Genomic DNA, 12,798 nt, shown 5'->3' with positions numbered 1-12,798 from the left:
AAAGCGAGTGGTGTGGCAGCCCGGAGAGACGGGCATCAAAACTTAATTACGTAGTTTACCGAATAGCTATGGCTTTCAAAAGAATATCGGCTCAAGAGAAAGAAAATATTAAAATCGGGCAAAGATATACATGGTTAGTAATACCAGACCAGAGTATTTGGGAAGTAACAGATATTGTCGGCTCTTTTATAACGACTAGAAAAGTTTTAGATCCAAAGGTAGAAGTAGAAACAAGGGAAGATTTATTTATTAAAGAATTCGCGCCACTAAAGTTAATAGAAAGTATTGGAAATGCAAATTAGATTATGAGTATACCAATCCAACACGATAGCGGAGAATTTGTATTAATTCGACCTCATAAACCCATTGAGTCAACTAGAGAGATTACGATTGCAGGTACTATCAATTCACAGATGATTGGGCTTGAAAATTTAAATGATGAACAGTTGATAAGAGTACTTTCCGCTTGTAGCGATGTAGGTAAAATTCTGGAAGCTAAAGGGTTTAAAGTTAATTATTAAGATATTTTTATGAAATTAAATTGGTTATGGGATTGGATAACTGATAGCTTAATCGCATTTAGTTTAGTTTTCAACGCTGCCGTTACATTTGATTTATTTTCAGCAGGGATACCATCTCATTTAGATATCCGACTATTATTGATTCCTGTAGAATTAATGTGTGGATACTTTTACGCTGACAAAGTTGTACAAAAGCGGAAAAAAAGAAAGTTGCGAAAATCTGCGCTTGTACAAGCAGCCATCGCATTTATAGCCCACCAACCGGGTCAGACCCGACACAAAGCAACGGCTTTGGTTTTATCCCTATGTGAAAATTTGCCGCCAGAAAGTTACGAGCCTATGTTAAGAGGCATTGCCTCTTGCTCAATTACTAGCATCTCAGAGCAGATTTTGCTAATTCAGTCCAAGAATTTTATTGGAGATTTGACGTGTGAAAACAATGCCCGATCGCCATACTTGAGATGTGCGATCAGGCCTGAAAGAGAAACCTGTGAAGGTTGTCAGTACTACTCAAAAACTGATTTTTGAGTGATAATAGTTGGGTAGTTATTTTGCAGTAGCTGACAACATCCCACTGAAATTTTATGATGGCCATGCGATCACCTAAAAGTGCGATCGTTTTTGTTAGTCCCTATCCTGAACGTATTCCGATCCTGTATTCAAAGCATTTTCAGCCTTTTGTAACTCCATCCCCAAGTATCCGGCATGGTCTTGATTTGACCACCTGCAACTCAGTGGCCTGATCAACGAGCATCCTGAATGTATTTTACCCCTGTATTCAAGCAACTTTCCGCCTTCTGTAGCTCCATACCCAAGTATCCGGCATGGGCTGCACGGATTGCTGGTGTTGCTGCACAGATTTCTCTAATTAATTTCAAGGGATTGCGATCGCAATAACAATTCACCACTTCACCACTACCAGGGGTTGTTTGGCTAACAACTATTTCATTTTCTATAATTTCAATCAAAAAGTTTCCGCTAGGGTCATGATAATCAATTTTTCTTTTCATGCCTGCATACTGCTCTTTGATTAAAAACTCCGCCGAATCCCAAGTATCATCATATATATGAGCGGATTGACTAACAGTAATTAATGGCCCCATTGCCAATTTATATACAGAGCGCCTACAAATCTTATCCCTAATATATCGCTGTAAAGCCCTCAACCCAAAAGCATTCGCAGGCCAAGCAGAGAACATATCGTTGCTTCTCAGGGTTGCAGTTAAGGATAATTGATTGTCAACCACTCGCAACCAAATGTGATTAAGACAAGGACTGCTACCTGTAAGATGGTCTTTCACATCCCACAAGCTCATCACTGCACTAGCAGCATCAATTTCGTTAACTAGCTTCTCAATCACTTGCTCAATTTGGTCATAGCCAAACCAACTTCGCAATCGTTGTCCATAGGTGTACTTGACCCCCACAGTAATAGGCGCATCCTCTAAAATCTGTGAGATATATTTCTCTAAGAAAGGGCGATCAATAGGGAGATAATTGGGTTCTGGAAAATAAAAATTATCTGGTTCATCGGTAACGATCGCCATCAAGTCAATTAATTCTTGCCATTGCCCGTCGTAGCTATTCGGTCTGATTACTCCCGTTGTCTTAATTCGGTGGATAATTTTTACCCAAGTTTCGGCGATCGTCTTACCTTCAATTCGATGCCCATAGCGCGGCCCTGGTAAAACCGTTGGCTGTAGGACAGGCATTGGGAATTCCATCGGCAGACCCCAAGGGCTTAGTTTTGAACCAGAGCAGCCTTTAACTATCCTGATAGCATCATTTATTGACTTAGCTTCATAATAAATTATAAAATCCTGCAAAGTCTCCAGCGCACTACTATCGATTTCAAAATCAATATATCCTCTGATTTTGGAGCGAATTACCCAACACTCGCTTCCAGTGTCGCATACGCCTTTTTTAAATCCTTGATCAAAAAAGTCTAGCAAGCACTCTCCAGCACCTGCATTATCATCTTCTTTAGTAGCATTAAGTACTACCAAATACCGCACATGGGGATTTAATAATAAGTTACGAATCAGCAGGTTTACCCCACGAGTGGGTGAGTATAACTGCCCAATTACAGCGTACTCTTGGGGTTGTAGGTGTTTAGCGATCGCCTCTTTAACTGTCCACCCGGTAATTACTGCTGTTTGTCCCTGTCCATAAATTAACTGGCTGGGCTTGTGCTGCGCTTGATAACTAAACATCAGGGAACTCCCTAACTTGTAAATCTTCTGGGAATTCTGAAATATCACCACCTTTCTTATCGCGCAGCTTGACAAAATAATTTACACAAGCCACACCATCAATGTATGGTGACGACCCAAGAGGGTTACTGCCCAACTGCTTCACAAACACTGGAACATCTCCAATGAAGCATTGCTGTACAAGCGATCGCACCCAATCAATATGGCACTCTCTTGCACCTTTGCCACTTTCACCACCAACGATCGCCCAAGATAAATGATTGCCAACAAAGTTTGTGGATTTTGGACAATAAATATTGTGTGGATCTTGTCCAAAACAATCAGCAGGGCAATTACACCCCACCCAATGAGATAAATTAACTTCATCCAGTAATGGCTCACAACTTAAAAACCTAACTGCTGCGGAAATTTGCAACAAAACAGGAATGCGCTTATCAGCCATCGCTTGATTCTCGCAGCTTGTACCAATCCAGACATTAGGCAAGGGAAAAGATTGCTTATTAAAGTGCTGTTGGAGATTAATTAATCCTCCAAATTTCTCGCCAATGGCACTCCAAAGATGGCATGAAGCTGCTTCATACCATTTAGCCCAAAGCGATTGTTGGTTAAAATATTCCAATGCCCTATCTGGTCGCTTTGTGAGAACTTGAAAAGTATGCTGTTGACATAACGACATAACTGCAAAAATGCGCTCGCGCCATTCATCGGGTACATTTTCATGGAACAAGTCACTCATCGAACAGACGAATATCCGCTTCGGTTTCTTCCATGAAAGTGGCTTGAGTAGCTGCGACTCTACAAATTCTACAGTTCCATCCCAATCTGCAACTTTCTGGTATTGCGGGAATTGTTGCAGCCTTGGGGATGCTGCTGCTGTAGCAGCGTAACAATTAGCACAACCAGCACTGATACGGGAGCATCCAGTTATCGCATTCCACGTTTCATCCGTCCAAGAGATGCTGGTACTCATAACGAAACACCTGTTTTTGTAATTTTTTTAATCCCCACAACCCAAACCCAATCATTTTTATCCCAAGACTCAACACCATTAATTGATTTCCACAGGGATTCAAAACTCTCTTTTGCGCTGACAGTGTAAGCCCAAGGTTCTTTAGGGTACAAGTACGATCGCCATTTGCTTTCGTCCAACGAATGTCGTTCTACCCCTTCCGCGATCGCACCCTCATCAGTAATATCCTGCAATCTCTCCACACCAATACTTGTGCATTCCAACCAAATACGTGCGATCGCCTTTTTCATGTGAATTGAAGGTTTCCACCCAACTGTACTGTAATCATTTGGCGGCATAGGCTTGCCGCACTGATAAGTCATGTCGGCACGGTAGGCGTAGCATTCGTGAGTTTCAGAGAGTGCTTGCCGCCATGTCTCCCGCACCCAGAATAAATCCTGTGGTTTACCGTAGGGGCAACGAATATAAGGAATACGTAGTAATTTGCCAGTAGATTGGGTGAAGTTAGCAATGACGACTAAATCCTTTTTGATTTTCTCGCTTGATAAACTTTCAAACTTGAAGCTATCAGGGCTTTGGTTGATAATTTCAAGCGATCGCACTCTGCGCGTTTGAGTTTTCCTACCCTCAAGTATTGCCCGAACCATTTCACCCTTGAAGAGTAGCGGTCGTTCTTTCACGCAAACCCCTCCCCTGCTTCAATACAAACCCAAATTCCCGTCTTGCCATTACTCTCCTCAATGACTTTCCAATCCCCAGACCTCAAAAATAAATACCAGTCATGCCTCTCCCATGTTGCATTCCAAAGCGGAGCATTAAGATGGCATAGATAATTGTGTTGTGGATTCAGATTGCGCGATCGCTTCAAACTCCAAAAGTTGTTTAATCTCAGCTTCGTCTTCCTCATCTTCCCCGTCGTAAATTATTTTGCCATCTTTGAGAATTTGAGCTTTCCCAAACCCTACTGCAATGTACATATCAAGGGGAGCAATACTCAACAGTGGGTTTCTACTTGTTCCAGTTAAGTCTATGTGAATGTGTGCGGTCATAAGAAAATCCTATCTAGTCTGCATATTTTTGTTGAGCCACTACACTTTCAATCATGGAAAACCACGCAGGAGCCTTCTTACCATTTATAGGCTCCAAATCGTTAAACTGTTGCCATAACTGATCTTCCGATACCAATGGTAATTTTTCAATTGCCCATGCGATCGCATCTTGCGGCGATTTCCAGTCCATCCACAGGGGCGCAGCAGCTAAAATATGAGCTTGTGCAGGAACTTCCACAACTTCTACATCAATAGCATCAATATCTTCAATCACGGAAGTATCCCCACGCAGTAAGCCTTTGACAACCGATTGCGACACGGGTAACTGTCTTCTGCTGCGCTCCTCAAGCTCCATCCAAGCTCGGCGTAACTCCATATATTCTGGATCGACTTGCAGCGCGATCGCCCAAACCACTTTATCCGCCCTCTTCCCAGTCCGCATCTTATTCTCAACCACCGGGGTTTTGATTTTAACTTGGGTACGCGACAGGATGAACGGGACTTTATGACGATACCACCAGCAGGGGAAAGGGGAATTAGTTATTGTTCCGAGCATTTCCTTGAATTCTCGCAACTTCGCATCAACATAACTGACATCTTCCAGTGAGTGCAGTGCAATTCGTCCAGCAATCATCAAGTCCTTGTCCAGCAGTTCTTTGACATAAAAGAACAATTGCCCCTCAGCATTGCACCCGCGATCGCACTTCATGGATAACGGTTTCCCCTGCATGGGACATGGGGCATTACAGTCAACAATCTGTCGATATTGGCCTTTGCTGTCTTGGAGCATCACGCATTTTTTGAGGATGTTGGTGCGATCGCACTGAATCTCTAACCCCGACCCCTTGTAAGCAGACATCGAAGTAGCAAAGGTTCTCTCCACTTCGTCAAAGGGGAAGTAAACCCGCAATTCTTCAGTTAGGAAGTCTCCGTTGGCATCTGGCGGGCCATAACTTGAATTTAAAATCGTGCGGATAAGTCGATTATCGGATGTTATCCGTAGTTTACTCCCCAAGTCGTTCCCGTATCCCTCGTATTCTTTTCCTTCCCTTGTGGTTCCAATCTGCTTTCTGGTTCCCTTAAAAACTTTCACCTCAACTCTACCCAAGGAGTTAAAGGTTTGGTCTTTATTTGTTAATCCTGCGATCGCCATAAAACTTTCTCTTTCTTTAGTACTAAAACGGCATTGTGTGTAGTGTCTAGCAGGCAAATAACTTGCTACAATACTACTGTTCTTTTCATCAGCTGGTAACAAAGCCGCTCCTCTGAGTGGCTTTGTAAAAACTTCTATCTACTTGTTGCGACCAATTCAGCAGAGTTCCAATAATCCAAAGTTGATTGAATCAACTCGTCAGGTGAAGCATATATTAAATCCTGTATCTGGCTCAAGCTAAAAGGCTTACTAGAGCAAGAACACTGGATAGTAACGTGCTTGTCACCATATTCCCCAATAAATGCCACTAGCGAGTATTCGCTATGTCGCCTATATTCTTGAGAATTAAGACTTAACCCGTCCCAAGTTGGGGAAGCTTGTAAAATTTTATCGTCGGCGATCTCTACAAACAACATTAAGTTGATATCCGCAAGTACAGCGTTCAATGCTTCATCTTCAGTCAAGAAAAATATCGATTCGTCAGGTTTGTTCAGGCAGTTAAAACCGTAGTGTCTATCTTCCCATCGACCAATATATTGAGCTACCACACCAGAAGATAATTTATAAAGTTTGCCCAAATTTAACTTGATTTCAGATTGAGTTACGGACACGGGATTAATCTCCTGAAGTGAGTTATGCAAATCAGCGATCGCTTTACTCGTGGTGGAGGCGGCGATCGCCCTTTTTAGTGTCTGCACTCATTATCACCTTTTGATAGTGAATTGTCAATTGCTTAAAGTGAGTTATCACTGTCTAACGTAAGTTTGTAGTATATTGGGGAGGAAGAGTAAACTTGAGGTATTGATATATATGGGACAAACAGTGATTAAATGGGCTTTAAGAGAGTTGATGGCTAGGCACAAAATAAAGGCTATAGACTTAGCCTCAGAGCTTGGAATGCACCCAAATTCTGTAACTAGAATGAAAAACGCGGATACGCTTCCTAGAATGGACGGCGATTCGTTAGACAACCTATGCAAAGCGCTAGATAAGCTGTCGGGCACTCAAGTAACCGTCACAGACTTGTTGGAGCGTGTCTATGACTAGGCGTAGTCTATTGCATCAGGACACAAGACCCTAGATGCGACTTGCGAAGAGTTTGAATTTACGCTTGGGTTATTCCCGGAGCTACAAGAAATCTATTTCTGCCCTGATTTTGAAGGGAAAGAGTTGTTTGTTGTCTGCCAGGAAGAAGTACCGACGGAGATTGGATATTTGGAGCCACTAGAAGGCAAGTATCGTAAGCCCAACTTCGGAATGATCCAATACGTACTAGTAGGTATTGAAGATGAGGGGAAGACTGTTGACCAAGCGTGGATGATAGGCGATCGCACTGAGGACGAACAGTCGGCTATCAATGCCGGGATTAACTTCTGTCCTGCTGACGTATGGCGGGACAGGTTTAGGACTGGCGTGTTTACTCATGCAGTCACTCCAGCACAACTGCAATTTTTGGAAGCTAAGAACCTAGATAGTGTCAATCAACAGCTTAATTAATCTCCGTCGTTGCTCATTATTCAGTTGCAGAGCAATTTGCAGCACATCCTCGGCTACCTTCGGTACATAAACCGAGGATTCCCCTTTTAATTCACTAAACAATTGCTCAATCGTCATTCCGGCGGCTGTGGCAATTTTCTGCAAATTATCTGACGAAGGTACACGACCTAGTAGCCAATTTTGAAGAGCGCCTGGGGTTATTTCTAAATCTCTGGCAAATTCTCTCTGTGAGCGATCGCCCTGCACCCGCACCAATAAATCTATCAATCGCTGCTTCGCCAAATCATCCATTTGCAAGGTCACAATTGTCAACCAAATTCCATCGTCCATGATTTTGGCGAGGTTTACGCAAACTATATGTATTCTTCGTGACTACTAATTAATTTAACAATACTGACTAAATTAGTAGCCAAAAAGCATTAGCCTTAAAGATAGATGTTTATTTCTCCTCGTAAACGAATATTTTCTGATTCGTCTATGAGGCGGATATCAACCTGATATCTGTTTCAAAAAAACACGAATAGTGCGTTCATCACTATTAGTGCGGCGTTCAAGGCTCACTTTTAGCTCTTGAACTCCTGGCGATCGCTCTGGCCTCAATTCGGGGCGATCGCTAAAACCCGAAAATAAAACGCCCGCAAGTGCAGGCGCTATTCAGGGTCAACCATCTGATTTTGAATTTCTTGTAAATCAAGAATTTCGGTAAGAAGTTGTTCATTTTCAGAAGCAAGATCAACCTGTTCTTGCTCTAAATGGACAATTTGCTCCTTTAAAAACTTGATGTTTCGCTCGTTTCGAGCAATCTGGTGATTGTTTCGCTTGATGCGATTCCGGCAATCATCAATCAGATGGGCAGCGATTTTCCCAGCGCCACTAGCTCCTTGGCTTGGTTGCCCAAGGGGATTATTCCTTTCCCAATCTGTTCCGCTAGTTGGCTGCGATTCAGCCCGAACCCTCTTGCTAAGGAATCGAAGGCTTCTTTCACCTTCGGAGTCAGGTAAAGAACCACATTTTTTTTGTCGCCTTCGTAGTTTTCTTGAGTCTCCCTTCTTACCACTACACTCATCTCCAGAATTGTGAACATTGCCACACAATTTTATGTTCTTCATCGGACAACGCAATCAGAACGATATTTCTAGCGTATGTGTTAAATTAATTGCGTCAATTCCCGCGTATGGTGTTTAATAAAGGAAATGTATATGTAGACGAGTGCAAAATGTCGGCAAATTAATGGAGAAATATATACCGCAGGATAGATGAAGAAGAGAAAATAAGTTTCAAACCAAAACGCGCCACAGGTAAGACCCATGACGCATTCTGATAAAAACTAGCACTACTCCTAAATCTTGGCAGACCAAGTAGTGCAATTGTAACCAACCATCTGATTACCGCATTTTTTAATTTGGCTCAGGCAGGTTTTGAACAAAAAGTATGTTCAACAGGTTTTTATTTATTCACAAACATTATTACATATACACAATGAAAAAGCCACAGTTTTTACACGGAATTTGTTTTCTGATTTAAATAATACAAAGGAGTTTTTAATTATTAGTTTTTTTATACTTTTTCCCCTCAAGTAATTTAAACATAAGCTTGTAACCGCCTAATCAGAAGCTTTCAGCCCATAAATACTAGTTTTTTAAAGCACAAAATTGGCGCTTTGCTGTGTATTCGATGAAACCAACTTATTTTATTCCCAGGTGTTATGGAGAAACCAATTAAAGAGCAAATCATTGAGGAGTTGAGGAAAGGCGATCGCTTTGCGGGCGAACTTAAAGATGCCTTACAGATTGCCCGATATCCCGAATTATGGACTGCGATCGCATCTTTGGAGGCAGAAGGAAAAATCGAGCATTACTTCAAAGACGAATCGCCCAACGCAGCAGTAGTGTATCGGTTGGTTAGGAGAGAATCTTTCAAGACTTTAAGTCCGATTCTGCCTTGGGGAAGGAGAGAATGATGCACTTACACACCAAATCTAGGTTTAACTACAAATCTTGGCACGAAGACCCTTCTGGCTGGGCAAGATTGTCAAGAGCCTGTAGCTCCATTCTGCTTCAGAATATATCGGACAGGTTGATTAAGCAGTGGTTAATTGAGCGGCAAATTGATTGGCGGCAAGTTGCGATTGTTGACTTGGGGACTGACTTGTACTGCTTTATGGATGAGGATTTGGAAGAGTCTTTGCAAAGATTTTATGTATCTACGTGTTTAGGAGGTAATAGAAGATGAGTAGCATACTCAAATTTTGCTTTATTGTCTTTATTATATGGGCTTGTCACACGCTTTTGTTGTACAATCAAACAAAAGCGTTAAAAATTAGGCAATGGATCAGAAGAAACAGAAAGGAGACTACCTTATCGACTATAAACCTACTTGGCAATCAGGTAAAACAATTACTATCAGGGTGCCAAGGGTTTTTAAAGAAAGGCTTTTGGCGATCGCCAGAGAGATGGACAAACAATACCAGGAAGAACAGCAGCAACCACAATAAGAAATTCCCAACGCTGTTGATAGCAGCGTTGGGAATTTTCACTCCACAAAATCACAAAAAATTTAGTAGGAGTTCTATCTTGATCTTAAATATATCCGGCTGCGCCCTGTTTCTGCAACTAGGGGCAAGGCTATGAGTGCCAATAGTCCACTATTGCTTCTTTTGCGTCAGCTGCACCAACGGTGTTTTGGTGGGAAATATCACGATGCACATCGGAAAATCCTGCATTTTCCACCACATGAGGTCTTGGGCAATAAGCAAGATAAACAACTAGCGATGCTTACAGTGGGCGTAGCTGCTGCTCTGCATTCAACAGAAGCGATGGTTGTCATTAGTGTCATGACTGCTACACAGAATTACCAACATTTAAATTTAATTCAGGGGATGCAAAATGGTTGCACTACAAGATAGATGTTCCTTCCCAACTCTGTCAGACGGTATCAAGCAAAGGTTTACCACTATTGAAAAAACTACCGATCAACTTGAGTGGGAAAATTACGATGACCTCCGTATAATGCGGGATGGCCATATCTACAAAGAAGGAGGCTTTTCATCCTTCCAAGAATATTGTGAGACAGACCTATCCCAATGGGGGGGATACAGGCGAGTAAATCAATTAATCCAGGCCAAAGAGGTGAGGAATGCTCTCCGGGGGACTGAATTAGAAGGTGCTGTGACAAACGAACGTCAAGCAAGACCTGTGGCTAAACTCCTAAAGTTTCCCGACAAAGCTGATAAAATCCGCCAAGTTGTTGCCCTAGCCAAACAGAATAACGAAAACCCAACCTCTGAAGATTTCGCCAAAGCAGTCTTGCAAGTTCTCCCCAAAAAACCAAAACCCTCACCACCACAAAACGAAAGGAAAGTCAAAGAACCACGGTTCTTTTTAGGGGTTAAAGTCAGGGTTTCATCACAAACGCATCCTTTATATGGGCAAGAGGGTGAGATATCAGGAGATCCGCCAAACCTCCAGCAGCAGTTTGTGCAGTTTGCAGAAACCAGGGAGATGATTTTTAACCGTGACCTAACAGCTGTTGACGAAGGCAGAGGGTCGGAGGCAGAGGGCAGAAGGGATGAGAATTTACCTTCTGCCCTCATTAGGAAGCTGCCACCAGAATATGAAGAAGCGATCGCCCAATTGAAGCAGCAACACAGAGAGGAGGTGAGTCGATTAGAGAATGAGCTGCGAGTTGGATTGTTGTCCCAAGCGCAAAGCGTTGCAGTTTTAGAGGTCAAAGAGCAGTTAGATGCGGCCAATGCGATCGCCAGACGTACCAAAGAAGAGAATATAGCTCTGCAACAGAGGTTAGACGAATTAGAATCCTTGAGGCAATTGGAAGTTGAGAATCAACGGTTGCAACAAGACAACGAAGAGTTACGCAACCAACTGCAACAAAAGCCAATGCAGAGGTGGGATACAAGCGATGTGGTGGTCGAGCGATTGAATAAAAACGTTCAAGCGGCCATCAAAAATACAATTGATTTGCGAAGTCTTGCTCTTGAACCACCCAAGGAAGATGCCGAAGAATGCTTGCGATTGATGGGCATGGCTTTGGGGAATCTAGCTAAGGCATTGAATGACTCGGCAGCGATGTCTGCTGCTGCAACTATCTTGAAGTGTGAGCCTAACCCAAGTGCGATCGCATCTAGTATTGAGCGAAACCACTTGGTAAACCAGGCAGTTATTGATATCAGGATTGAGCTGTCCAAAGGATCTGGATGGGAAGATTTGTATAAAGTCGCTTCCGAGTACGAGCAAATTAAGCAGGACTATTGGGACAAGTTGGATCGGGAAGAAAAGGAACTGATAATTCAGTTAAAAAATAGTTTCGAGGATAGTACCCAAACAGACGATGAGGCTGAGTTTCCAGCATTTTCGCCAATCCTTGTTGGTGCGATCGTTTCCCACTCTGACAAATACTCTACGATGTATTGCCAACAGGGGATAGTTATTGAAGAGATAGACGATGAAGAGGTAAAAGTACTTTGGAATGAAGACAATGAACAACGCCCAAAAAGATACTTTAAAACTGACCTCCGGCTACGTACTTCTACGATAGAGTCTAGTTCAAAACAAACTACACCCGTACCAAGTTAAAGTTTGCTCATGCGTTAGAAAGTATTGGTGTACTCACGAGATTCTTAGATAAAAAAGATGGTTAAAATGCACTTAATCACTCACCCTACAACAGGGGAAACCCTGTGTAAAAAAGACTGGGCTGACAAACTTCAAATCAGTCGCCTAACCTTGTATGAAAGAATCAAGAATCATCCTTTAGATATCGCTCTGACGCCAGGGAGGTTGGCAACAGGAAGAGATATCTGGTCGGCAGAAGAGGAGGATTATCTTTGCTGTGTCTATCGTAGCCCTAATTTATATAAACGCTGGAACCGGACTGCCAAGTTCAGAGGGTGGAAAGAGCGATCGCATTACGCCCTTGATAAACACATTTCTTTATTAATGGCAGAAGGAGCTATCGACAGTAGGCGGAACTTAGATGAGTCTGCTGGGTGGTTGAGCATCCGCCAACTTCATCAATGCTTAGGCATTTCCGAAGATCCGGTTAAGCTCTGGATAAGCCTTGGATTAAAGGTGACTCGCAACGGGGAAAAGCAGTCATCTTACAAAATTCACTTAAGAGATTTTGTAGTTTGGGCTTGTACTTTCAATGGTGCTGCAATGGTTGCCAAAGCAGTTCACGGAAATGCGATCGCGTCTACTTGGTTGCTAGTACAAATTGGCAATTGGATGCCAGAGGCGAAAAGAACTAGAAGAGGTAAGAGAAATTTGGAGGTGGCTTGACGAACTATATTCCTAGCATTATTGTTTCAGAGTATATATTTGCCAGAATTTTGAACAATCATCTGGTCTATGCTGCTAGATTCAAAGGGTTAGAAATA

The 12,798-nt window shown here is 42.5% G+C and carries 20 protein-coding genes; 11 read left to right on the top strand and 9 right to left on the bottom strand.

The features are described 5' to 3' along the window. Positions 1 to 68: 68 nt before the first annotated feature. Genes HWQ38_RS19245 through HWQ38_RS19235 form a run of 3 tightly spaced genes read left to right on the top strand, consistent with a single transcriptional unit; the run spans position 69 to position 1,049 of the window. On the top strand, positions 69 to 302 hold the full coding sequence (locus HWQ38_RS19245; RefSeq protein ID WP_292796514.1) for a hypothetical protein: 234 nt from the start codon (positions 69 to 71) through the stop codon (positions 300 to 302). Positions 303 to 305: 3 nt separating this feature from the next. Beyond that, positions 306 to 521, top strand: a complete 216-nt coding sequence (locus tag HWQ38_RS19240; RefSeq protein WP_292796512.1) for a hypothetical protein — start codon at positions 306 to 308, stop codon at positions 519 to 521. A 9-nt stretch (positions 522 to 530) separates the two neighbouring features. Continuing rightward, complete coding sequence (locus HWQ38_RS19235) at positions 531 to 1,049, top strand: DUF6464 family protein (protein WP_366933321.1); 519 nt, start codon at positions 531 to 533, stop codon at positions 1,047 to 1,049. Between the two features lie 96 nt (positions 1,050 to 1,145). Here the strand turns inward: HWQ38_RS19235 and HWQ38_RS40515 are convergent, their stop codons facing one another. From HWQ38_RS40515 to HWQ38_RS19205, 7 genes are all read right to left on the bottom strand, one after another. After that, the gene (locus HWQ38_RS40515; protein WP_366933320.1) at positions 1,146 to 1,268 is read right to left on the bottom strand and encodes a DUF4346 domain-containing protein; all 123 of its coding nucleotides are present in this window, start codon (positions 1,266 to 1,268) and stop codon (positions 1,146 to 1,148) included. Beyond that, positions 1,265 to 2,734 (bottom strand): thymidylate synthase, encoded by a 1,470-nt coding sequence (locus tag HWQ38_RS19230; RefSeq protein ID WP_292796509.1) that lies wholly within the window; start codon positions 2,732 to 2,734, stop codon positions 1,265 to 1,267. The genes HWQ38_RS40515 and HWQ38_RS19230 overlap by 4 nt, the downstream gene beginning before the upstream one ends. Then, positions 2,727 to 3,704, bottom strand: a complete 978-nt coding sequence (locus tag HWQ38_RS19225) for a DUF5131 family protein (protein WP_292796506.1) — start codon at positions 3,702 to 3,704, stop codon at positions 2,727 to 2,729. The genes HWQ38_RS19230 and HWQ38_RS19225 overlap by 8 nt, the downstream gene beginning before the upstream one ends. After that, positions 3,701 to 4,384 carry a hypothetical protein gene (locus tag HWQ38_RS19220; protein ID WP_292796503.1) on the bottom strand — a complete coding sequence of 228 codons (684 nt, stop codon included), beginning with the start codon at positions 4,382 to 4,384 and terminating at the stop codon, positions 3,701 to 3,703. The genes HWQ38_RS19225 and HWQ38_RS19220 overlap by 4 nt, the downstream gene beginning before the upstream one ends. Before the next feature lie 135 nt (positions 4,385 to 4,519). Then, positions 4,520 to 4,753 carry a hypothetical protein gene (locus HWQ38_RS19215; protein WP_292796500.1) on the bottom strand — a complete coding sequence of 78 codons (234 nt, stop codon included), beginning with the start codon at positions 4,751 to 4,753 and terminating at the stop codon, positions 4,520 to 4,522. Between the two features lie 13 nt (positions 4,754 to 4,766). Continuing rightward, a complete protein-coding gene (locus tag HWQ38_RS19210) occupies positions 4,767 to 6,008 on the bottom strand; it encodes a hypothetical protein (RefSeq protein ID WP_292796497.1) in 1,242 nt (413 codons plus the stop codon). A gap of 32 nt (positions 6,009 to 6,040) precedes the next feature. Then, a complete protein-coding gene (locus HWQ38_RS19205) occupies positions 6,041 to 6,604 on the bottom strand; it encodes a hypothetical protein (RefSeq protein ID WP_292796494.1) in 564 nt (187 codons plus the stop codon). Positions 6,605 to 6,716: 112 nt separating this feature from the next. Between HWQ38_RS19205 and HWQ38_RS40510 the strand changes: the two genes are divergently transcribed. Both HWQ38_RS40510 and HWQ38_RS19200 read left to right on the top strand, forming a co-directional pair. Next, positions 6,717 to 6,953 carry a helix-turn-helix transcriptional regulator gene (locus tag HWQ38_RS40510; RefSeq protein WP_366933319.1) on the top strand — a complete coding sequence of 79 codons (237 nt, stop codon included), beginning with the start codon at positions 6,717 to 6,719 and terminating at the stop codon, positions 6,951 to 6,953. A gap of 123 nt (positions 6,954 to 7,076) precedes the next feature. Continuing rightward, positions 7,077 to 7,403, top strand: coding sequence for an HAD hydrolase-like protein (locus tag HWQ38_RS19200; protein WP_292796491.1), 327 nt, complete (start codon positions 7,077 to 7,079; stop codon positions 7,401 to 7,403). Here HWQ38_RS19200 and HWQ38_RS19195 read toward each other — a convergent pair. Both HWQ38_RS19195 and HWQ38_RS19190 read right to left on the bottom strand, forming a co-directional pair. Beyond that, complete coding sequence (locus tag HWQ38_RS19195) at positions 7,374 to 7,733, bottom strand: helix-turn-helix domain-containing protein (RefSeq protein WP_292796488.1); 360 nt, start codon at positions 7,731 to 7,733, stop codon at positions 7,374 to 7,376. The genes HWQ38_RS19200 and HWQ38_RS19195 overlap by 30 nt on opposite strands. A gap of 320 nt (positions 7,734 to 8,053) precedes the next feature. Beyond that, positions 8,054 to 8,512: a hypothetical protein gene (locus HWQ38_RS19190; protein WP_292796485.1), complete on the bottom strand. Its 459-nt coding sequence runs from the start codon at positions 8,510 to 8,512 to the stop codon at positions 8,054 to 8,056. Between the two features lie 596 nt (positions 8,513 to 9,108). Between HWQ38_RS19190 and HWQ38_RS19185 the strand changes: the two genes are divergently transcribed. The 6 genes from HWQ38_RS19185 (at position 9,109) to HWQ38_RS19160 (ending at position 12,700) form a co-directional block, all read left to right on the top strand. After that, complete coding sequence (locus HWQ38_RS19185; RefSeq protein ID WP_292796482.1) at positions 9,109 to 9,363, top strand: hypothetical protein; 255 nt, start codon at positions 9,109 to 9,111, stop codon at positions 9,361 to 9,363. Next, a complete protein-coding gene (locus HWQ38_RS19180; RefSeq protein WP_292796479.1) occupies positions 9,360 to 9,635 on the top strand; it encodes a hypothetical protein in 276 nt (91 codons plus the stop codon). The genes HWQ38_RS19185 and HWQ38_RS19180 overlap by 4 nt, the downstream gene beginning before the upstream one ends. A 94-nt stretch (positions 9,636 to 9,729) precedes the next feature. Continuing rightward, a complete protein-coding gene (locus HWQ38_RS19175; RefSeq protein ID WP_292796476.1) occupies positions 9,730 to 9,897 on the top strand; it encodes a hypothetical protein in 168 nt (55 codons plus the stop codon). 132 nt (positions 9,898 to 10,029) lie between these two features. Then, positions 10,030 to 10,308, top strand: coding sequence for a hypothetical protein (locus tag HWQ38_RS19170; RefSeq protein WP_292796473.1), 279 nt, complete (start codon positions 10,030 to 10,032; stop codon positions 10,306 to 10,308). Continuing rightward, positions 10,289 to 11,995, top strand: a complete 1,707-nt coding sequence (locus tag HWQ38_RS19165) for a hypothetical protein (protein ID WP_292796471.1) — start codon at positions 10,289 to 10,291, stop codon at positions 11,993 to 11,995. Before HWQ38_RS19170 ends, HWQ38_RS19165 begins: the two co-directional genes overlap by 20 nt. Before the next feature lie 66 nt (positions 11,996 to 12,061). Then, positions 12,062 to 12,700: a hypothetical protein gene (locus HWQ38_RS19160; protein WP_292796468.1), complete on the top strand. Its 639-nt coding sequence runs from the start codon at positions 12,062 to 12,064 to the stop codon at positions 12,698 to 12,700. Positions 12,701 to 12,798: the final 98 nt, after the last annotated feature.

This window comes from Nostoc sp. NMS7, from assembly GCF_017115085.1.
Taxonomy (GTDB): Bacteria; Cyanobacteriota; Cyanobacteriia; order Cyanobacteriales; family Nostocaceae; genus Nostoc.
The sequence above is the reverse complement of the archived record's forward strand: the minus strand, read 5'-3'. Positions and strand labels throughout refer to the sequence as shown.